Annotated in this window: 15 protein-coding genes; 6 read left to right on the top strand and 9 right to left on the bottom strand. The window is 62.3% G+C overall.

The genetic code is table 11. The features are described from left to right. Positions 1-95 precede the first annotated feature (95 nt). From ACF8K2_RS22120 to cobA, 5 genes are all read left to right on the top strand, one after another. Entirely contained in the window at positions 96-1,310 is a 1,215-nt protein-coding gene (locus ACF8K2_RS22120) for a CmpA/NrtA family ABC transporter substrate-binding protein (protein ID WP_392467625.1), read from the top strand. Positions 1,311-1,321: 11 nt separating this feature from the next. Further along, positions 1,322-1,897, top strand: a complete 576-nt coding sequence (locus ACF8K2_RS22115) for an ANTAR domain-containing response regulator (RefSeq protein WP_186557256.1) — start codon at positions 1,322-1,324, stop codon at positions 1,895-1,897. Between the two features lie 230 nt (positions 1,898-2,127). Next, the gene (locus ACF8K2_RS22110; protein ID WP_186557257.1) at positions 2,128-3,339 is read left to right on the top strand and encodes a NarK/NasA family nitrate transporter; all 1,212 of its coding nucleotides are present in this window, start codon (positions 2,128-2,130) and stop codon (positions 3,337-3,339) included. A gap of 10 nt (positions 3,340-3,349) precedes the next feature. After that, positions 3,350-5,020: a protein kinase gene (locus ACF8K2_RS22105; RefSeq protein WP_392467623.1), complete on the top strand. Its 1,671-nt coding sequence runs from the start codon at positions 3,350-3,352 to the stop codon at positions 5,018-5,020. Between the two features lie 27 nt (positions 5,021-5,047). Continuing rightward, positions 5,048-5,791: a uroporphyrinogen-III C-methyltransferase gene (gene cobA / locus ACF8K2_RS22100; RefSeq protein ID WP_186557259.1), complete on the top strand. Its 744-nt coding sequence runs from the start codon at positions 5,048-5,050 to the stop codon at positions 5,789-5,791. Positions 5,792-5,859: 68 nt separating this feature from the next. On the opposite strand, the gene ACF8K2_RS22095 is transcribed toward cobA, so the two are convergent. The 8 genes from ACF8K2_RS22095 to ppsA all read right to left on the bottom strand — a co-directional run bounded on the left by ACF8K2_RS22095 (position 5,860) and on the right by ppsA (position 13,987). Further along, entirely contained in the window at positions 5,860-6,900 is a 1,041-nt protein-coding gene (locus tag ACF8K2_RS22095) for an OmpA family protein (protein ID WP_186557260.1), read from the bottom strand. Positions 6,901-7,009: 109 nt separating this feature from the next. Further along, on the bottom strand, positions 7,010-7,576 hold the full coding sequence (sigX, locus tag ACF8K2_RS22090; protein WP_372353289.1) for an RNA polymerase sigma factor SigX: 567 nt from the start codon (positions 7,574-7,576) through the stop codon (positions 7,010-7,012). 114 nt (positions 7,577-7,690) lie between these two features. After that, a complete protein-coding gene (locus ACF8K2_RS22085) occupies positions 7,691-8,515 on the bottom strand; it encodes a mechanosensitive ion channel domain-containing protein (protein WP_186557262.1) in 825 nt (274 codons plus the stop codon). A 2-nt stretch (positions 8,516-8,517) separates the two neighbouring features. Further along, complete coding sequence (locus ACF8K2_RS22080; protein WP_186557263.1) at positions 8,518-8,769, bottom strand: CrfX protein; 252 nt, start codon at positions 8,767-8,769, stop codon at positions 8,518-8,520. Positions 8,770-8,857: 88 nt separating this feature from the next. Then, on the bottom strand, positions 8,858-9,853 hold the full coding sequence (locus ACF8K2_RS22075; protein ID WP_264233763.1) for a zinc transporter ZntB: 996 nt from the start codon (positions 9,851-9,853) through the stop codon (positions 8,858-8,860). Positions 9,854-9,880: 27 nt separating this feature from the next. Continuing rightward, on the bottom strand, positions 9,881-10,372 hold the full coding sequence (gene rraA / locus ACF8K2_RS22070; protein WP_186557265.1) for a ribonuclease E activity regulator RraA: 492 nt from the start codon (positions 10,370-10,372) through the stop codon (positions 9,881-9,883). A gap of 151 nt (positions 10,373-10,523) precedes the next feature. Continuing rightward, positions 10,524-11,516 (bottom strand): alpha/beta fold hydrolase, encoded by a 993-nt coding sequence (locus tag ACF8K2_RS22065; RefSeq protein WP_392467619.1) that lies wholly within the window; start codon positions 11,514-11,516, stop codon positions 10,524-10,526. 95 nt (positions 11,517-11,611) lie between these two features. After that, positions 11,612-13,987 (bottom strand): phosphoenolpyruvate synthase, encoded by a 2,376-nt coding sequence (ppsA, locus tag ACF8K2_RS22060; RefSeq protein WP_186557267.1) that lies wholly within the window; start codon positions 13,985-13,987, stop codon positions 11,612-11,614. 178 nt (positions 13,988-14,165) lie between these two features. Here ppsA and ACF8K2_RS22055 point away from each other — a divergent pair, with 178 nt between their 5' ends. Continuing rightward, entirely contained in the window at positions 14,166-14,984 is an 819-nt protein-coding gene (locus tag ACF8K2_RS22055; RefSeq protein ID WP_186557268.1) for a pyruvate, water dikinase regulatory protein, read from the top strand. Between the two features lie 135 nt (positions 14,985-15,119). On the opposite strand, the gene ACF8K2_RS22050 is transcribed toward ACF8K2_RS22055, so the two are convergent. After that, a complete protein-coding gene (locus ACF8K2_RS22050) occupies positions 15,120-19,985 on the bottom strand; it encodes an NAD-glutamate dehydrogenase (protein ID WP_186557269.1) in 4,866 nt (1,621 codons plus the stop codon). Between the last annotated feature and the right edge of the window lie 254 nt (positions 19,986-20,239).

Here is a 20,239-nt window from a genome sequence, read left to right as displayed (position 1 = left end):
GCACGCCGCCGCCGCGACAGGCCTTTACCGCACCTCTGGCATATCGCTTGCTTCGCTCAGGCTTCAAAGCCTATTCAGTACGGGCGAGGAGCTTCGTGAATACATTCCCCCGCGCAACACCTCTGGCCTGGGTCAACGGCAGCGATGCACCGGAAAAGCCCAGCCTGGACATTGGCTTCATGGCTCTGACCGATTGTGCTTCGGTAGTGGTCGCAGCCACCCAAGGCTTTGCCCAGCAACAGGGCCTGACCCTCAACCTCAAGCGCCAGGCCTCCTGGGCCGGCCTGCGCGATAAACTGGTCAGCGGCGAACTCGACGCAGCGCACTGTCTATATGGCCTGATCTACGCCGTACACCTGGGTATCGGTGGAGTACCGGCCAGCGACATGGCGGTGCTCATGGGCCTCAACCAGAATGCCCAGGCGATCAACCTGTCGCCGGCACTGCAACGCAAGGGCGTGACCAGCCCTGAAGCACTGGCCAGGCTTGCGCACCAAAATGGCCCACGACTGACCTTCGCCCAGACCTTCCCCACCGGCACCCACGCGATGTGGTTGTACTACTGGCTGGCCAGCCAAGGCATTCATCCACTGCGCGACGTGCACAGTGTCGTGGTGCCACCGGCGCAGATGGTCGCTCACGTCCAGGCCGGGCGTATCGATGGCTTTTGCGTCGGCGAACCCTGGTCGGCCGATGCCGTGGCCCAAGGCCAAGGTTTCACCCTGGCCACCAGTCAGTCGATCTGGCCAGATCATCCAGAAAAAGTCCTCGGTTGCGCGCGCGCCTTTGTCGAGCAATACCCCAACAGCGCCCGAGCATTGATCACAGCCATTCTCGCCGCCAGCCGCTTCGTCGAGCAGAGCCCGGAAAATCGCCGCAGCACCGCCCAGTTGCTCAGCGGCAAGGCGTACCTGGATACGCCGCTGGAAAACATCGAGCCGCGCTTGCTCGGCGACTACCAGGACGGCCTGGGCAACCGCTGGCAAGACCGGCATGCGCTGCGCCTGTTCGACCAAGGCCGGGCCAACCTGCCGTACCTGTCCGATGGCATGTGGTTCATGACTCAGTTCCGCCGCTGGGGCCTTTTGCGCGAAGACCCTGATTACCTCGACGTCGCCCGCCAAGTGCAGCAACTGGGCCTATACCGGGAAGCTGCGGCAGCACTGGGCGTGCCTTGCGCTGAGCTGCCAATGCGCAGCAGCCTGCTGATCGACGGCATCCGCTGGGATGGCAGCGATCCCCACGGCTATGCGCGCAGCTTTCGCCTGCATGCCATGGCTGAAACACCCAGCGCCCGTGTCGGTCTGTGAGGGGGACGAACATGCTACGCATCCTGCTGATCGACGACACCGAAAAGAAAGTTGGCCGGCTCAAGGCCGCACTGGTCGAAGCCGGCTTCGAGGTCATCGAAGCTGGCGGGCTGACCATCGACCTGCCCGCCTGCGTCGAAACGGTGCGTCCCGATGTGGTATTGATCGATACCGAGTCACCGGGGCGGGATGTGATGGAGCAAGTGGTGCTGGTCAGCCGTGATCGACCGCGCCCCATCGTGCTGTTTACCGATGAGCACGACCCGCAGGTGATGCGCCAGGCGATCCAGGCTGGGGTCAGCGCCTACATCGTCGAAGGCATCCATAGCGCCCGCCTGCAGCCGATCCTGGATGTAGCCATGGCCCGCTTTGAGAGCGACCAGGCGCTCAAGGCCCAGCTGTTGGCGCGCGACCAGCAACTGGCCGAGCGCAAGCGCATCGAGCAGGCCAAGGGCTTGCTGATGAAGATGAAGGACTGCAACGAGGAGCAGGCCTTCACCCTGATGCGTCGCCAGGCCATGAGCAAACAGCAGAAGCTGATACAGGTGGCCGAGCAGATTATTGCCATGCACGAGATGCTGGGCTGAGCCTTGCGGCCAGTAAGCGCTGACCGGCACTGACAAGCCAAAATAGCCGGCTCAAGATTGGCCCGGCTCTTGCTGAACAAATACCACAGGTAGCCAACGGCGGTTGCCCAACCCTCCGACAAAGACGTCGCTCTCCCCTCCACTGTGGTGGATCGGGTAGCGGCGTCTTTTTCGTTCCGGCCCTGCACAGACAGGGCATGACTACCGTTGCAAGCCGCGCGAGGTGTTCGATGAGTACGAGTTTCTGGAAGTCCGGGCATGTGCCTACCCTGTTCGCCGCGTTCCTGTATTTCGACCTGAGCTTCATGGTCTGGTACCTGCTTGGCCCCATGGCGGTGCAGATCGCCGCCGACTTGCAACTGAGCCCGCAACAACGTGGCCTGATGGTCGCGACACCGATCCTGGCTGGCGCACTGCTGCGCTTTGCGATGGGCATGCTGGTCGATCGCCTGTCGCCAAAAACCGCCGGCCTGCTCGGTCAGGTGGTGGTGATCCTGGCCTTGGCCTGTGCCTGGTTGCTGGGTGTGCACAGCTATGAGCAGGCGTTGCTGCTCGGCGTGTTCCTCGGGGTTGCCGGCGCTTCGTTCGCGGTCTCGCTGCCACTGGCTTCGCAATGGTATCCGCCACAACACCAGGGCAAGGCCATGGGCATCGCGGGTGCCGGCAACTCCGGCACCGTGTTCGCCGCACTGCTGGCCCCGGCGCTGGCGGCAGCCTTTGGTTGGAACAACGTGTTCGGCTTCGCCCTGATCCCGCTGCTGCTGACCCTGGTGCTGTTCGCCTGGCTGGCACGCAACGCCCCACAACGCCCCAAGCCCAAAGCCATGGCCGACTATTTCAAGGCGCTGGGTGATCGTGACAGCTGGTGGTTCATGTTCTTCTACAGCGTCACCTTCGGCGGCTTCATCGGCCTGGCCAGCGCCCTGCCCGGCTACTTCAGCGACCAGTACGGGCTGAGCCCGGTGACTGCCGGTTACTACACCGCCGCCTGCGTCTTTGGCGGCAGCATGATGCGCCCGCTGGGCGGCGCCCTGGCCGACCGCTTCGGCGGTATCCGTACCCTGCTGGGCATGTACAGCGTAGCCGCAGTGTGCATCGCTGCGGTCGGCTTCAACCTGCCCAGCGCTGCCGCGGCCTTGGCCTTGTTCGTCAGCGCCATGCTCGGTCTTGGTGCGGGCAATGGTGCGGTGTTCCAATTGGTGCCGCAGCGCTTTCGCCAGGAAATCGGCGTGATGACCGGGCTGATCGGCATGGCCGGCGGCATCGGTGGCTTCATCCTGGCCGCAGGCCTGGGCATGATCAAGCAGCACACTGGCGACTATCAACTGGGGCTGTGGCTGTTCGCCAGTCTCGGCCTGCTGGCCTGGTTCGGCCTGCATGGGGTCAAGCAACGCTGGCGCACCACCTGGGGCTCGGCGGCGGTCACCGCGGCACGGGTCTGAGGCAGCCAACATGAGCCTGCAACTGAGCTTTGCCCAAGCCACGGCCACCGGCCCGCGTGCGGAAAACCAGGACGCTTTGCGCCTGGTCACCCCGGCGCCGGAGCTGGCTGCCAGCAAGGGCTATCTGTTCGCCCTCGCCGACGGCGTCAGCCAGTGCGCTGACGGCGGCCTAGCGGCGAGGGCCAGCCTGCAGGCGCTGGCGCTGGATTACTATGCCACCCCGGCGACCTGGGCCGTGCCGCAAGCGCTCGATCGCCTGCTGTTGGCGCAAAACCGTTGGCTGCGCGCCCAGGGCAGTGGCCAACCGCTGTTGACCACCTTGAGCGCGCTGGTGATCCGCGGGCGGCGCTTCACCCTGGCCCACGTTGGCGACTGCCGGGTCTATCGCTGGCACCAGGGGCGCTTGCATTGCCTGAGCGAAGACCATGTCTGGGATCAACCCGGCATGCAGCATGTGCTCAAGCGCGCCTTGGGGCTGGATCAGCACCTGCTGGTCGACTACCTCGAAGGCGAGCTGCACAGCGGCGAAAGCTACCTGCTGCTCAGCGACGGCGTGTGGGCCAGCCTGGGCGACCAAGGCATCCTCTCGGTGCTGCGCGAGCAGGCTGATCTACAGGAGGCAGCCAATACGCTGGTGGCCAGCGCTCATCTGTGCGGCAGCCAAGACAACGCCAGCGCCCTGCTGGTGCGGGTCGAGCAACTGGGGCCAGCAAACTTGGGAGACACCCTGGCACAACTGCAACAGTGGCCTGTGCCGACAGCGCTGCGCCCAGGGCAACTGATCGATGGCTGGCGGGTCGATGCACAACTGGCGCGTAGCCGCCAGTCACTGCTGTACCGCGTTCACGACAGCCAAGGCCACCCGTGGCTACTGAAGACCTTGCCCACTGGCCAAGAAACACAAGCCGGCGCCGCGCAGCGTTTGCTGCAGGAGGAATGGTTCCTGCGCCGCGTTGCAGGCCGGCATTTCCCCGAGGTGCATGCTGCCAGCCATCGCCAGCACCTGTACTACCTGATGCGCGAATACCCAGGGCAGACCCTGGCGACCCTGCTGACCGAAAGCGGCCCGCTGCCGCTGGTGCAATGGCTGGAGGTCGCCCGCCAGCTGCTGCAAGCGGTAGGCGTGCTGCACCGGCGCAACCTGCTGCACCGGGACATCAAACCGGACAACCTGCACCTGGGCGAAGACGGTCAGCTGCGCCTGCTGGACTTCGGCCTGGCCTATTGCCCGGGCCTATCCGAAGACGCCCCGCATGATCTGCCCGGAACCCCCTCGTTCATCGCCCCGGAAGCGTTCGAAGGGCAACCGCCCAGCCCCCGCCAAGATCTCTACGCGCTGGGCGTAACCCTGTATCAGCTGCTCACCGGGCACTACCCCTATGGCGAAATCGAAGCGTTCCAGCACCCGCGTTTCAACAACCCGATTAACCCGGCGCGCTATCGCCCAGACCTTCCCGAGTGGCTCCAGCGCAACCTGGAGCAGGCCGTCGCCGCAGACCCTGCGCAGCGTTTCGAAACCGCTGAGCAGTGGCTGTTGTTGCTCGAACGCGGTGACCGCCAGGAGCTGACCGGCCGCCCTCGGCCATTGCTTGAGCGCGAACCGCTGAAAGTCTGGCGGACCTTGGCGCTGCTATCGATGCTGTTCAACCTGATTGCGCTGTTCTGCCTGTTCAAAGGCTGAGCGGCGCTGCTGATGAGGAACACCCCAATGCATGCAAAAGTCTGGCTGGTGGGCGCAGGCCCCGGCGACCCTGAGCTTCTGACCCTTAAGGCGGTACGTGCGCTACGCCAGGCCCAGGTGGTGATGATCGATGACCTGGTCAATCCGGCGCTGCTCGAGCACTGCCCGCAGGCGCGAGTGATTGCCGTGGGCAAGCGCGGCGGTTGTCGCTCGACGCCGCAAGCGTTCATTCAACGGCTGATGCTGCGCCATGCCCGCCAGGGTCGTTGCGTAGTGCGGCTCAAAGGCGGAGATCCGTGCATCTTTGGCCGTGGCGGCGAAGAGGCACTGTGGTTGCAGGGCTACGGCATTGAAGTGGAGGTGGTCAATGGCATTACCGCAGGACTGGCCGGCGCGACCCAGTGCGGTATCCCCCTGACCTTGCGTGGCGTCAGCCGCGGGGTGACGCTGGTCACTGCACACACCCAGGATGACAGCGAGCTGAATTGGGCAGGACTAGCCCAGGGCGGCACTACGCTCGTGGTGTACATGGGCGTCGCCCGCCTGGAGGAGATCCGCCAAGGCTTGCTCAGCGCCGGCATGCCTGGCGATACGCCTGTGTCGATGATCGAAAACGCCTCGCTGCCCAATCAGCGCGAATGCCGCAGTCAGCTGCAGCGAATGGGCTCAGATGCCCATGCATTCGGCCTGCGAAGCCCTGCGATCCTGGTGATTGGCGAAGTCGTCGGACACGCCGCCCAGCAGACCCTGCAACAGCAGTTGGCCAGCTAGCACCCAGGACGAATTTCAGGCAAAGAAAAACCCGGCCTAGGCCGGGTTTTTCATGAACCTCAAACCAATTACTTGGACTGAGCTTCTACTTGCGCTTCAACGCGACGGTTAACAGCGCGACCTTCTTCGGTGGCGTTGTCAGCAACCGGACGGGTCTCACCGTAGCCAACCGAATCAACACGGCTGGATTCAACACCGTACTGCTGGGTCAGCACTTGCTTGACAGCGCTGGCACGACGCTCGGACAGCTTCTGGTTGTAAGCGTCTGGACCGACGGAGTCAGTGTGACCTTCAACGGTGGTGGTGGTCGACGGGTACTGCTTCATGAAGTCGGCCAGGTTTTTGATGTCGCCGTAGCTGTTTGGCTTGACGACCGACTTGTCGAAGTCGAACTTCACGTCCAGCTCAACACGTACGACTTCGGCAACTGCCGGGCAGCCGTCGGCGTCAACGGTAACGTTGGCCGGGGTGTCTGGGCACTTGTCGACGTTGTCGCAAACGCCGTCGTTGTCGCTGTCGGAGCAAACTTCAGCAACTGGAGCAGGAGCAGGAGCAGGCTGCTTGCCGCCGCTACCACCGAAGTTCAGACCCAGACCAACGGTTGGGCCCCACTCGGTGTTGCCGTTGTCGATGTTGTACATGGCTTCAACGCCAGCACGGGCGAAGAACATGTCGGTGATGTACCACTTGGCGCCAGCGCCAACGTTGGCGAAGGTGGAGTGGTCACGGCCGCTACGGGTAGCTTGGCCCAGGCTCTCGTGGGCGAAGCCAGCGGAGACGTACGGACGCAGCGCGTCGCCAACGGTACCGAAGTGGTAGGTGGCGTCCAGCTTGGTTTTGGAACCTTTGATGTCTTTGTTGAAGACTTCGCCACGAGCGTTGTGGGTCTCGTTGTAGCCCAGATCCAGGGAAACGTCGTCGGTCAGGAAGTAACCGAGGCGAACACCAGGATTGGTGCCGTCGTTCTTGAAGTTACGCTCGCTGTCGTAGTACTGCTTGGTGACGTTACCTTCGATTTCGACAGCGCCTTGGCCTTGAGCCAGAGCACCGAACGAAGTAGCAGCTACGAGCGAGCCAATGGCCAAGCCCAAAGTGTTTTTCAATTTCATCCGTTAAATCCCCATCTGGTGATAGTTAAGCGGTCCCACCAAAATCCGGGGGACAACTCGACGGCTAGTCTAGCAGAACTCGCCGGTGGTTAGAGACATTTGCCGGTCACTAAGTTTCAACCTCACCTGCAAATTTCTCTCTAAGCTTGTCGAGCGCACGCTTGTAACGCATTTTGGTTGCGCTCAAGCCCATGTGCATGATATCGGCGATCTCCTGGAATTCCAGCTCTGCGACAAATCGCAGCACCAGGATTTCCCGATCGATCGGATTAACATGCACCAGCCATTTGTCCAGGCCACCCTTCTCCTCGGGCTTTGGAGCCTTGTCTTCAGACGCCTCTTCAACAGGGTCAAGACTAAGGGCATCCATCAGCCTTCGTTTACGACGCTCCTTGCGATACTGGGTGATGCACTCGTTGTAAGTGATGCTGTAGAGCCAGGTCTTGAACTTCGATTTACCTTCGAAGTTCTTCAGGCCGTACAACACTTTCAACATCACTTCCTGACAGACATCGTCCGCATCCCGGTCGTTCCCAAGGTAACGCGCACAGACGTTGAACAAGGTCCGCTGGTAGCGCCGCATGAGCTCTTCATAGGCGCGAGTAACATGAAACAGCTCCTCATGCGAACGCGCCACCAACTCCTCGTCGGTGAGCTCGCGGGGGTCATAGCGCATGGGCAGCGAGTGAACTTTATTCAAAACGGATCTGGCCGACAGTCAGGTCAATTCGCCGCGCCGCCCCAAAGGGTCGGTTTTTCGCGGCGGCATACATTAACAGCTTTTGTGCGGTTAGCGGCTATCGACTCGCTGCTCGAGCAGTTCTCGATTCGACAACGACACCAGTTCGCCATCATCGGTCAGCAACGTCGTCTTGACCGTGCCGATCTCTTCGATCTGCCCTTCGACCTCTCCAATCCGCACCTGCTGGCCGACTTGATAGAGTTCGCGAACGTAAATTCCGGCCAGGATCTGCCCGGCGATTTCCCGGCTACCCAGCCCCATGGCCAATGCAACTGCCAGACCAACGGTAATCAAACCGATGACGATGACGTGGTTGAGCAAGTCGGTCTTGACCTCGAGCTGGCTGATGGCCACCGAGATCGCAATCATGATCACCAGGCCCTGGGCAATCCGCCCAACGCCGGCTGCGTATTCCAGGCCAATGCCTTCAGCCGCACCCCGCGTCAGGCCGTTGACCAGTTGCGCCAGGAGCACACCGGCAAGCAGTACCAAGGCTGCGCCAAACACTTTGGGCAGGTACAGCGCAAGCATGTCCAGGGTCGCCGAAACCCGCTCAAGGCCGAGCGATTCCGCCGCCGAGACGAGGAAGATCAGCAGTACGAACCAGTAGACGATCTTGCCGATCAGGGTCGAGATCGGCACCTGGATGCCGACCCGGCTGAGCATCTTGGTCAGGCCGGTGCCGCTCATCAAGCGGTCCAGGCCGAACTTGGCCAGCAGCTTGGACAGCAGCGTGTCGAGCAGCTTGGCCACCACGAAACCGAGCAGCACCACGACCAGCGCGCCGAACAGGTTGGGGATGAAGTTCGCTACCTTGGTCCAAAGGGCGGTCATCGCAGTGACCAGGCTCTGGGTCCAGAGATCGAGTTCCATATTCAATCGGCCTTATCAGCTTTGCTGCCAGCGGCAGCGGTGCGGCGCACCGGCGCAACATGCGCCGAGCCATTGTTCACGGCGATCATCAGCGCCTGGCCCCAACGGCCAAGCAGGCTGAACAGAACGCCGGCACCAACCTGGCGGTTGGCAGTTTTCAGCACGCGCCCCAGGCACGCAGCGTCGTCTCGGTCCTGGCCGGATGGCGACGCGTTGAGCAGGTCGCGCAACGATTGTTCAAACGGATCGTGCATAGGCACCTCGCGCAGTGTCAGTCAAAGACGAGGGCGCCAGGCGATGGGTCACACGGCGCAGCATGACGATTGTTTCAAAATGCACCATTCACACCCACCGCAGCTTGCGGAACAACCACCACTGGCCCAGCGCCAGGCCCAATACCACCAGGCTGGCGAACAGGAAGCCATAGGGGCTGTCGGCACCGGGGATACCCCCAACGTTGATGCCCAACAAGCCGGTAATGAAGCTCATGGGCAGGAAAATACAGGTGATGATACCGAAGCGGTACATGGTCCGGTTCATCCGCTCGCTGCGCCGTCGATCCTCGCTCTCCAGCACCAGCGCCGCGCGTTCGCGGGTCAGCTCGAGCTCTTCCAGATAACGAATCAGGCTGTTGTTGAGCTCGTTCCAGTAATCGGCATCGGCATCGGCGAACCAGCTCCACTTGTTGCGGGAAAGCTGGGCATAGATGTCCCGTTGCGGCGCCAGAAACCGTCGCAAGCCTGCGGCACGTCGACGAATCTGCTGCAGGCTGCCGTGCTCTGGACTATACCGTTCGTCGGATTCGACCTTCTCTTCTTCGATATCGACCAGCTCGGACAGATCGCTGACCAGGGCCTGGACCTTTTCGGTCAACAGCTCACCCATCAGCAACAGCAGCTCGGACGCCGACTTCGGCCCGCGCCCTTGATCCAGCAGCTGGAGAATTTCATCGCTGGCACGCAGTGGCCTCAAGCGCAGCGAGATGACCCGCTGCGCCTCGGCGAAGATGCGCACAGACACCATGTCTTCGGGCTCGGCGCCCGGATTGAGGTTGACCCCGCGCAAGAACAGCAACACTTGTTCATTGGCCAACGGCAGCAGACGTGGACGGGTGTTTTCTTCCAGCAGCAGATCGCAGCTGAATTCGCTCAGGCCACTTTCGCGCAGCAACCAGCTGCGGGTCTGCGGATGACTGCGGTCCCAATGCAGCCAGAGGCTCTCCTGCGGCTGCAACTGCAAGCCATCCAATTCGGTCCGAGCGATAGAACGCGCGCCACCTTTGCCATCGAGCACCAGAGCATGGACCAGCCCCCACTGCGCGTTGTCTTCCTCAAACATTGAAGCTCCATCAGCGCGCGCGGCGCATCACTCCGGCATTTTCAGCGGGCTTGGCGAGATCAGCACGCCGTTGTTGTCGGCATACACGTACTCACCCGGGCGGAAGGTCACCCCGGCAAAGGTCACGTTGACGTTGAGATCACCTAGGCCGCGCTTGTCGGTCTTCATCGGGTGGCTGGCCAAGGCCTGGACGCCGAGGTTGGTCTGCGCCAGCACATCGACGTCGCGCACGCAGCCGTAGATGACCAAGCCTTCCCAGCCATTTTTTGCCGCTTTGTCGGCGATCATGTCACCGAGCAATGCGCAGCGCAGCGAACCGCCACCGTCGACTACCAGCACCTTGCCTTTGCCGTCCAGTTCAGCCTGGGCTTTGACCAGCGAGTTGTCTTCGAAGCACTTGATGGTGACGATCTGCCCACCAAAAGAGTCGCGACCACCGAAGTTGCTGAACATCGGCTCCAACACCTGGACCAGCTCTGGGTAGGCATCGCACAGGTCGGGCGTTACGTAATGCTGCATGGGAAAGCTCCTGTCAGGCACAACGAAAACAAGGGTTGAGTGCAAGGCTACACCGGGGACGGTGTCGCAGTCATCCGGGACTGAGCAGTCAGATTGATTGGCGCCTCATCGCGGGGCAAGCCCGCGATGAGGCCACAACAGCCACCCCACGCTAAACCGCTGGCACCACCTGCGAAACCGCCACAGCCCCATGCACCTGCGCCATTGGATCGCGCAGCCACCCCTCCACCAACGGCCACACCTGCTGCTGAGCGGCCTTGCTGACCAACATATCGACGTGTCCGAACGGCTCGAAGCCCTCTTCGCGCCCCAGCCGCAGAAACTGCTTGCGCTCGCCACCTAATTGATCGAACAACTTGCGACAGGCCCACACCGGATCCTGGAAATCGCCCGCCCCGGCCACCGCCAGCACCGGCACATCAACCTGCGTCAAGCCGGCCCACCAGTCGCCATCCTTGCCACCGAAGCGGCCGAATAGGCCATGCCAGCGCATGCTTTCCAGCGCCAGGCCGATCGGTTCATCTTCCGGGCCACGCTTGAGCCGCGAGCCGGAAATCTGCGCAAAGCGCTTGAGCACCAGGCGCGCGCCCCACTCCACCGTCGGCACTTTCAACGGCCAATAGACGCGGCTGACCTGGGTGCCGAAGAACGCCGCACTGGCGACCCGTTCCGGCTCCAGATAACCGCCGCCCAAGGCCGCAGCCAAGGTAGTGCCACCCAATGAATGGCCAAGCCAATGCGGCGCCTGGCCGGCTTGTTCCTGCACGAACGCAGCAATCAAGGGCAGGTCGTAGCGGGCATAGTCGGCCACCCGGTTATCGCGCCACTGGCGGTTGCGTGGCGACAAGCCATGGCCGCGCATCTCCGGAATCCATACATCGAACCCGGCACGCGCCAGAAAGGCGCCCAGGCCCACGCCCTTGGGCGAGAACCAGAAGCGCCGATTGGAAAAACTGCCATGCAGAAGAATCACCGGCACGCCCGGGCCACGGCTATGGTCGGCTAGCCCTAGGCGGGTCACGGCCAGCTCGACGCTCGGGTCGGGGCTGTTGCCGGCCTTGATCCGATACACGTCCTCACTGAGATCGCCGCGGCGCTCGGCACTTTGCAAGGCCACGGGGAAAAGGGTGCTGCTGCTTTGCATAAGGTACTTGTATGAAAAAGGGCGCGAACCATCACTGGAACTCGCCCCGAAGAAAACGGGCGCAGGCACGCGAAGGTGCCTGCGCATTGGCTGGATCAGGCTGCGCCTTGGCCTTCGGCCAGGAAGAACCAGGTCTCGAGTACCGAGTCCGGGTTCAGCGACACACTCTCGATGCCCTGCTCCATCAGCCACTTGGCCAGGTCTGGGTGGTCCGATGGACCCTGGCCGCAGATACCGATGTACTTGCCAGCCTTGTTGCACGCCTGGATGGCGTTGGCCAGCAGCTTCTTCACGGCCGGGTTACGCTCGTCGAACAGGTGAGCGATGATCCCCGAATCGCGGTCCAGGCCCAGGGTCAGCTGGGTCAGGTCGTTGGAGCCGATGGAGAAGCCGTCGAAGTACTCAAGGAACTCTTCAGCCAGGATGGCGTTGGATGGCAGCTCGCACATCATGATCACGCGCAGGCCGTTGTCGCCACGGGCCAGGCCGTTTTCGGCCAGCAGGTCGACGACCTGGCTGGCTTCGCCCAGGGTGCGCACGAACGGCACCATGATCTCGACGTTGGTCAGGCCCATCTCGTCGCGCACACGCTTGAGTGCACGGCACTCGAGCTCGAAGCAGTCACGGAACGACTCGCTGATGTAACGCGAAGCGCCGCGGAAGCCCAGCATCGGGTTTTCTTCTTCCGGCTCGTACAGCTTGCCGCCGATCAGGTTGGCGTATTCGTTGGACTTGAAGTCCGACAGGCGCACGATGACCTTTTTCGGGTAGAAGGCCGCAGCCAGGGTGCTGATGCCCTCGACCAGCTTCTCGACATAGAAACCGACCGGGTCGTTGTAGCCAGCGATACGCTTGTCGACGCTCTCTTTGAGCTCCGCTGGCAAGCCTGCGTAGTTGAGCAGTGCCTTGGGATGCACGCCGATCATGCGGTTGATGATGAACTCCAGGCGCGCCAGGCCGACACCGGCGTTGGGCAGCTGGGCGAAGTCGAAAGCGCGGTCTGGGTTGCCGACGTTCATCATGATCTTGAACGGCAGGTCAGGCATGGCATCGACCGAGTTCTGCTTGATGTCGAAGCCCAGTTCGCCTTCGAAGATGAAACCGGTATCGCCTTCGGCGCAGGAGACGGTAACGCCCTGGCCATCCTTGAGCAGTTGGGTGGCGTTGCCACAGCCAACCACAGCCGGAATACCCAGCTCGCGTGCGATGATCGCCGCGTGGCAAGTACGCCCGCCACGGTTGGTGACGATGGCGCTGGCGCGCTTCATCACCGGCTCCCAGTCTGGGTCGGTCATGTCGGAAACCAACACGTCGCCTGGCTGGACCTTGTCCATCTCGGATACGTCGTTGATCACCCGCACCTTGCCGGCGCCGATGCGTTGACCGATCGCGCGGCCTTCGACCAGCACGGTGCCCTTCTCTTTGAGCAGGTAGCGTTCCATGACATTGGCGCTGGCGCGGCTCTTCACGGTCTCAGGACGGGCCTGGACGATGTACAGCTGGCCGTCATCACCATCTTTGGCCCACTCGATGTCCATCGGCCGCTGGTAGTGCTGCTCGATGATCATCGCCTGCTTGGCCAGCTCGCTGACCTCGGCGTCGGTCAGGCAGAAGCGCGCGCGTTCGGCACGGTCGACTTCGACGGTCTTGACCGAGCGACCGGCCTTGGCCTCGTCGCCGTAGATCATCTTGATCGCCTTGCTGCCCAGGTTGCGCCGCAGGATGGCCGGGCGGCCGGCCTGCAAAGTGTTCTTGTGCACGTAGAATTCGTCAGGGTTGACCGCACCCTGCACCACGGTTTCGCCCAGGCCATAGGCGCCAGTGATGAACACCACGTCGCGGAAGCCCGACTCGGTGTCGAGGGTGAACATCACACCGGCAGTGCCCGTTTCCGAGCGGACCATGCGCTGCACACCCGCAGACAAGGCCACCAGCTTGTGGTCGAAGCCCTGGTGCACGCGGTAGGCGATGGCGCGGTCGTTGAACAGCGAGGCGAACACTTCCTTGGCGGCGCGGATCACGTTGTCGACGCCGCGAATGTTCAGGAAGGTTTCCTGCTGGCCGGCGAACGAGGCGTCTGGCAAGTCTTCGGCAGTCGCCGAGGAACGCACCGCGACCGCCATGTTGTCATTGCCGGCGGCCATGGCAGCGAAGGCTGTTCGGATTTCCGAATCCAGGCGCGCGGGGAACTCAGCTTCCATGACCCACTGGCGAATCTGTGCGCCGGTCTTGGTCAGGGCATTGATGTCATCGACGTCCAGCGCGTCGAGCGCGGCGTGGATGCGGTCGTTCAGCCCGCTCTGCTCGAGAAAATCGCGGTACGCCTGAGCCGTAGTGGCAAAGCCGCCCGGCACCGAAACGCCGGCACCGGCGAGGTTACTGATCATCTCGCCCAGGGATGCGTTCTTGCCCCCCACATGCTCCACATCATGGACGCCGAGCTTATCGAGGGAAACTACGTACTCTACCAAGGTGATCTCTCCACTAACTGTGTTGGAAAAGCTCAAAGGGCGCCCGCCTGCCTGAATTGACTGGGCCGGACGCTTGTGGCCTGGACCTGGAAAATAAGTGAGAATGCCGACAGCCGCATTCGGCAAACCGAACTTATCATATCCAAGAAACGTCATCAGCTTAAGGCCTAGGGTGCAAATGAAACGAACCGCGTTTTTCATCTCCGACGGCACCGGCATCACTGCCGAGACCCTGGGTCAAAGCCTGCTCGCCCAATTCGATAGCATCGGCTTCAATAAATTTACCCGCCCGTACATCGACAGCCCAGACAAAGCGCGGACCATGGTCCAGCAAATCAACGCTGCGGCCGAGCGTGACGGCGTGCGCCCGATCATCTTCGACACCATCGTCAACCAGGACATTCGTGAGATCCTGGCGACCTCAAATGGCTTCATGATCGACATCTTTTCGACGTTTTTATCCCCGCTCGAGCAAGAATTGACTGCCCATTCGTCGTATTCGGTGGGTAAATCCCATTCGATTGGCGGCAACTCCAACTACATGGAGCGCATCGAAGCGGTCAACTTCGCCCTGGATAACGACGACGGCGCTCGCACCCATTACTACGACAAGGCCGACCTGATTCTGGTGGGTGTCTCGCGCTGCGGCAAGACCCCAACCTGCCTGTACATGGCGATGCAGTTTGGCATTCGTGCGGCCAACTACCCGCTGACCGAGGATGACATGGAGCGCCTGCAGCTGCCGGCGGTGCTGAAGAAGCATCACAACAAGCTGTTTGGCCTGACCATCGACCCGGATCGTTTGACCGCCATTCGCCATGAGCGCAAGCCCAATAGCCGCTATGCCAGCTTTGCCCAGTGCGAGTTCGAGGTGCGCGAGGTGGAGAATCTGTTCCGCCGGGAGAACATTCCCAACATCAACTCGACGCATTTTTCGGTGGAAGAGATTTCGGCGAAGATCTTGGTCGAGAAAGGGGTTGAGCGGCGGTTCAAGTAAGTGAGCTTCGGGTTGTAAGCCTCAAGCCACAAGAAAAAGCAGAGCTGCGCCAAGGTAGCCATTGGTGATGGGTGCAAAAGCTGCAAGCGAAACCTGCGAAGGTCTGCTTGCAGCTTGTAGCTTACAGCTTGCGCCTTATGAAGGCACCACCGCCGCCTGGCCACTCATGGCCAGATCCACCAGCTCGCGGTTGGCCACTGCGTACATCGCGTAGTCGGTCCCGGTAGCGTTGCGCAGATCATCCAGCATCGCGCGCCAGCGCTCGACCATCACCCGGTGCTGCTCGGCCCACAGGGCCACGCGGGCGTCCATGTCTTCTGGCGCATCGACCATCTGCAACACAGAAATGGTAATGGCCCGCTGCTGCAGGTCGATATCGTCGCGGAACGCCTCGCGGGCCAGGGCCTGCCAGTTGTTCTCCACCGGCAGGTTGCTGATCTCCTGCAGGTACCAGGTCAGGTCCAGCGCACTGCCCACGGCGAAGAACGCCTTGGCGACCTGGGCCGGATCGTGGCCGGTGACATCCGAGGCCTCGATGATCGGCAACAGGGTGTACAGATGGGTTGTGCCAGCGACCATCCGCGCCAGCAACTCCGGCACGCCAGCCTCGACGAAGCCCTGGTAGCGCACCTGCCAGCGTTCGCGGGTCGGCCCTTCGAGCAACTCGTCGAGCTTGAGCCCCAGCTGGGCGATCTTCGGTCCGAAGTGGGCGCTGTCGCGACCGGCGTCCTGCTCGTTACGCCGGCTGCGCAGGAACCAACGGGTCGCACGGCGGCCCAGGCGCATCAACTCGTCCATCAGGGTCAGCTGGATCTCGGCCGGGACTTGGTAGTCCAGCGCCTCGATCTGGCGGAACCAGTGCGGCAGGTGGAAGATGTCGCGCACGATCACATAGGCCCCGGCAACGTTGGCCGGGCTCATGCCAGTGGACTCCTTGAGCCGCTGGACGAAGGTGATGCCCATGTTGTTGACCAGGTCGTTGGCGATCTGGGTGCTGACGATCTCGCGCTTGAGGCGATGACGCCGCATGGCCTCGCCGAACTGGCTGAGCAGCGACGGCGGAAACGCAGTTTCCATGTCACGGGTCAGGTAGTCGTCGTCCGGCACCAGCGATTTGAGCAGTTGTTCCTTGAGGTCGATCTTGCTGTAGGAAATCAATACCGACAACTCAGCACGGGTCAGGCCCTGGCCAGCAGCCAGGCGCTCATTGAGCTGCTCTTCCGAAGGCAGGAACTCGATGGCCCGATCGAGCTTGCCGCGCGCCTCAAGGTCAGCCATCAGGCGCTTGTATTCGGCAATCCGCTCACGGGCCCGACGCGCCGCCAGCGACAGCGCCTGGGTCTGCTTGTAGTTGTTGCCCAGCACCAGCGAGGCCACTTCGTCGGTCATGCTGCCCAGCAGCTGGTTGCGCTGCTTCTCGGTCATGTCGCCGCCCTGCACCACTTCGTTGAGCAGGATCTTGATGTTGACCTCGTGGTCGGAGCAGTCGACGCCGCCGGCGTTATCGATGAAGTCGGTGTTGGTCGCGCCGCCATTGAGGCCGAATTCAACCCGGCCAAGCTGGGTCATGCCCAGGTTGCCGCCCTCGCCCACCACCTTGCAGCGCAGCTCGTTGCCATTGACCCGCAGGGCATCGTTGGCCTTGTCGCCGACATCGGCGTGGCTTTCGCTGCTGGCCTTGACGTAAGTGCCGATGCCACCGTTCCACAGCAGGTCGACCGGCGCCTTGAGCAGCGCGTGCAACAGTTCGGTCGGCGTCAGGCGGTCGGCTTCGATGGCGAAGCGTTCCTTCATCTGCGGGCTGATGCTGATGCTCTTGGCGCTGCGCGGGAAGATCCCGCCGCCTTCGGACATGATGCTGGTGTCGTAGTCGCTCCAGGCCGAGCGTGGCAGGTCGAACAAGCGCTTGCGCTCGGCGAAGCTGCTAGCCGGGTCCGGGTTGGGGTCGATGAAGATGTGCAGGTGGTTGAACGCCGCCACCAGTTGCAGCTTGTCGGACATCAGCAAGCCGTTGCCGAACACGTCACCGGCCATGTCGCCGACACCAATCACGGTGATCGGGTCTTGCTGCACGTTGATGCCACGCTCACGGAAGTGGCGCTGCACGCCGACCCAGGCGCCACGGGCAGTGATGCCCATTTTCTTGTGGTCGTAACCGGCCGAACCGCCCGAGGCGAAGGCGTCGCCAAGCCAGAAGCCATAATCGATGGCGATGCCGTTGGCGATGTCGGAGAAGGTTGCCGTGCCCTTGTCTGCGGCCACCACCAGGTACGGATCGTCATCATCGTGGCGAACCACGTTGGCCGGTGGCACCACGCCGCCGTCCTTGAGGTTATCGGTGATGTCGAGCAGGCCAGAAATGAAGATGCGGTAGCAGGCGACCCCTTCAGCCGCGATCTCGTCGCGGCTGCCACCGAGCGGCAACCGCCGTGGCAGGAAGCCGCCCTTGGCGCCGACCGGCACGATCACCGAGTTCTTAACCTGCTGGGCCTTGACCAGGCCGAGCACTTCGGTGCGGAAGTCTTCTTCACGGTCCGACCAGCGCAAACCGCCGCGAGCGACGTTGCCAAAGCGCAGGTGCACGCCCTCGACCCGTGGCGAATAAACGAAGATTTCGAACTTGGGTACCGGCTTGGGCAGCTCGGGGATCAGCTTGGGATTGAACTTGAAGCTGAAGTACGACTTGTTCTGGCCATTGCCATCAGGCTGGTAGAAGTTGGTCCGCAGGGTGGCCTTGATCAGGTCCAGGTAGCGGCGCAGGATGCGGTCTTCGTTGAGCACCTGAACGTCGTCCAGGGCACTGTTGATCGCCTGCTCCAGACGCAATTGCTTGTCGTCCAGATCATCCTGGGTGAGCTTGCGCGCCAGGTAGAAGCGGGTCTTGAACAACCGGGTCAGCTCGCGGGCGATGTCGGTGTGGTTGTTCAGGGTGCTGGCGATGTAGCCCAGGTCGAAGCCCAGGCGAATCTGCTTCATGTAGCGGGCGTAGGCACGCAGCAGCGCCACGTCGCGCCACGGCAGGCCGGCGGTCAGCACCAGGCGGTTGAAGGCGTCGTTCTCGGCGTCGCCCTTGACGATGTGGATGAAGGCGTCTTGCAGGGTGTCGTTGAGCTGCTGCAGATCCAGGCTCAGGCCTTCGCTGTAGGTAAAGGCGAAGTCGTGAATCCAGAACTCGCGACCGCTGGCATGGCGCAGGCGATAGGGAAACTCGCCGAGCACCCGCAGCCCCAGGTTTTCCAGGATCGGCAACACATCCGACAGCGCCAATGGCGTGTCGGCGTGGTACAGCTTGCAATGCAACAGGCGCTCACCCAGTTGGGTCAGCGGCTGGTAGAAGCTCATCGCCAGCGGCTTGCTTTCACTCAAGGCCAACACATGCTGCATGTCGACCACCGCCGAATGGGCGGCGAAGCGCTCGCGGTAGCCGGCCGGGAAGCCTTTGGGGAAGTCGGCCAGGATGTTGGTGCCCTGGGCCTCGCCGAAGTTCTCCACCACCAGGGTCGAGTAGTCGTCATGCCACGAGCGGCAGGCCTGGATCACTTCGTTTTCCAGCTGCTGCGGGTCGATATCGATCCGATTCTTCGGATCGACCCGCAAGATCAGCTGCACGCGCGCCAGCACCGACTCGGAGAAGAAGGTCCAGAACTCGCAGTCGCTGGCCTTCAGACGCTCCATCAGTACCTGCTGGATCTTCTGCCGCACTTCGGTCGAGTAGATCTCGCGAGGTACGTAGGCCAGGCAGTAGCAGAAGCGGCCGTACGGATCCTTGCGCAGGAATACCCGGATCTTGTTGCGCTCCTGGATCTGCACGATCGACATGACGGTGCTGAACAGCTCGTCGATCGGCGTCTGGAACAGGTCGTCGCGCGGCAGCACTTCCAGCACCTGGGCCAGCTCCTTGCCCAGGTGCGCCTTCGGATCGAAGCCGGAACGTCGCTCGACTTCCGCAACCTTGACCCGGATGTAGGGGATGGCATGCACGCTCTCGCCATACACCGAGGAGGTGTACAGGCCCATGAAGCGGCATTCCTTGATGACCTTGCCGTCGGCATCCAGCTGGCGGATCGACACGTAGTCCGGGTAGGCCGGACGGTGCACGCGACTGGGCAGCGCGGCCTTGGCGAACGACAGCAGCAGCGGCTCGTTGAGGTAGGTGACGGCGTAGTCTTCGATGCGCAGCTCTTCAGGCGTCAGGCCCACCCTCAGACGGCGTGGCAGGCCAAGGAAGGACTGCTCGTCGTAGTCGATCCGACCCCCTTCGGCATCGCCCTGGACGGTGAATTCTTCATAGCCGAGGAAGGTGAAGTGGTTGTCCAGCAACCATTCGAGGAAAGCCTTGACCTCGGTCTTCTCGTGTTGCGCCTGCGGGTATGGGGTCTGCTCGACCAGCGCCACGACCTCGCGCAGCTTGGCTTTCATCGGCTCGAAATCAGCCACGGCAACGCGCACTTCGGCCAGCACCTGCTCGATTTCGCGCGACAGCACGTTGAGCTCGGCGGCATTGGCGCAGCGGTCGATCTCCAGGTACATCAGCGACTCATGCCGCACGCCTTCGCCCTGGGTGCCCTTGGGCAGCAGCTCGAGCAGCTCGCCCTTTGCCCCGCGACGCACGCTGAGCACGGTGGTCTGCAGGGTGTGGATGCTGTAGCCACGGCGGTTGAGCTCGGTGCGTACCGAGTCGACCAGGAACGGCAGGTCATGGTGCAGCACCTCGACCACGGTGTGGGTCGACTGCCAGCCGTTGCGCTCGTAATCGGGGTTGTACACCCGCACTTGCGGGGTTTGCGGATCGAAGCGCTCGATGATGCGCCAGGCAGAGAGGGTGCAGCCAGCCAGGTCGGAAAGCCTGCGCTGGGTAAGTTCGTCCAGAGAGATGATGCCGAAGAACTGTTCGGCGAACAGCGCCACTTGTGGCAGTGACTGCTCGCTGATGTGCTGCGCCAGGGCCGTTTGCAGTTGATGCTGGAAGTCGGCTTTGCTGGCTGCGGTGAAGAACGCCATCTGTGGTACTCCGCTTGGGCTTTGTTTTGTAAGAGAAGCGTCGTGCGCGTCCGCCTTGCATGGATCAACCATAGCTAACCCACGGCAAAACAGGACGATGAAACCGGGCGTTGAGCGTGATCGGCACACTCATCCATTGCACGATGGGTACCTGCAAAAGCGACTGCCTGCGGCTGTGCCTTTACGCGAACCCATCGACTGGGCAGCTTAACGACTGAGCGGTCATCCCGGCTTGCAGCGCTGCGACATATTCG

The organism is Pseudomonas sp. xss_2, from assembly GCF_043104195.1.
GTDB lineage: Bacteria > Pseudomonadota > Gammaproteobacteria > Pseudomonadales > Pseudomonadaceae > Aquipseudomonas > Aquipseudomonas urmiensis.
This window is presented reverse-complemented; position numbering and strand designations above follow the sequence as displayed.

Bases quoted from the DNA above. Each gene is read 5' to 3' on its own strand.
- ACF8K2_RS22115 (WP_186557256.1), top strand. From the start codon at position 1,322: ATGCTACGCATCCTGCTGATCGACGACACCGAAAAGAAAGTTGGCCGG.
- ACF8K2_RS22110 (WP_186557257.1), top strand. From the start codon at position 2,128: ATGAGTACGAGTTTCTGGAAGTCCGGGCATGTGCCTACCCTGTTCGCC.
- ACF8K2_RS22105 (WP_392467623.1), top strand. From the start codon at position 3,350: ATGAGCCTGCAACTGAGCTTTGCCCAAGCCACGGCCACCGGCCCGCGT.
- cobA (WP_186557259.1), top strand. From the start codon at position 5,048: ATGCATGCAAAAGTCTGGCTGGTGGGCGCAGGCCCCGGCGACCCTGAG.
- ACF8K2_RS22095 (WP_186557260.1), bottom strand. From the start codon at position 6,900: ATGAAATTGAAAAACACTTTGGGCTTGGCCATTGGCTCGCTCGTAGCT.
- sigX (WP_372353289.1), bottom strand. From the start codon at position 7,576: ATGCGCTATGACCCCCGCGAGCTCACCGACGAGGAGTTGGTGGCGCGT.
- ACF8K2_RS22085 (WP_186557262.1), bottom strand. From the start codon at position 8,515: ATGGAACTCGATCTCTGGACCCAGAGCCTGGTCACTGCGATGACCGCC.
- ACF8K2_RS22080 (WP_186557263.1), bottom strand. From the start codon at position 8,769: ATGCACGATCCGTTTGAACAATCGTTGCGCGACCTGCTCAACGCGTCG.
- ACF8K2_RS22075 (WP_264233763.1), bottom strand. From the start codon at position 9,853: ATGTTTGAGGAAGACAACGCGCAGTGGGGGCTGGTCCATGCTCTGGTG.
- rraA (WP_186557265.1), bottom strand. From the start codon at position 10,372: ATGCAGCATTACGTAACGCCCGACCTGTGCGATGCCTACCCAGAGCTG.
- ACF8K2_RS22065 (WP_392467619.1), bottom strand. From the start codon at position 11,516: ATGCAAAGCAGCAGCACCCTTTTCCCCGTGGCCTTGCAAAGTGCCGAG.
- ACF8K2_RS22055 (WP_186557268.1), top strand. From the start codon at position 14,166: ATGAAACGAACCGCGTTTTTCATCTCCGACGGCACCGGCATCACTGCC.
- ACF8K2_RS22050 (WP_186557269.1), bottom strand. From the start codon at position 19,985: ATGGCGTTCTTCACCGCAGCCAGCAAAGCCGACTTCCAGCATCAACTG.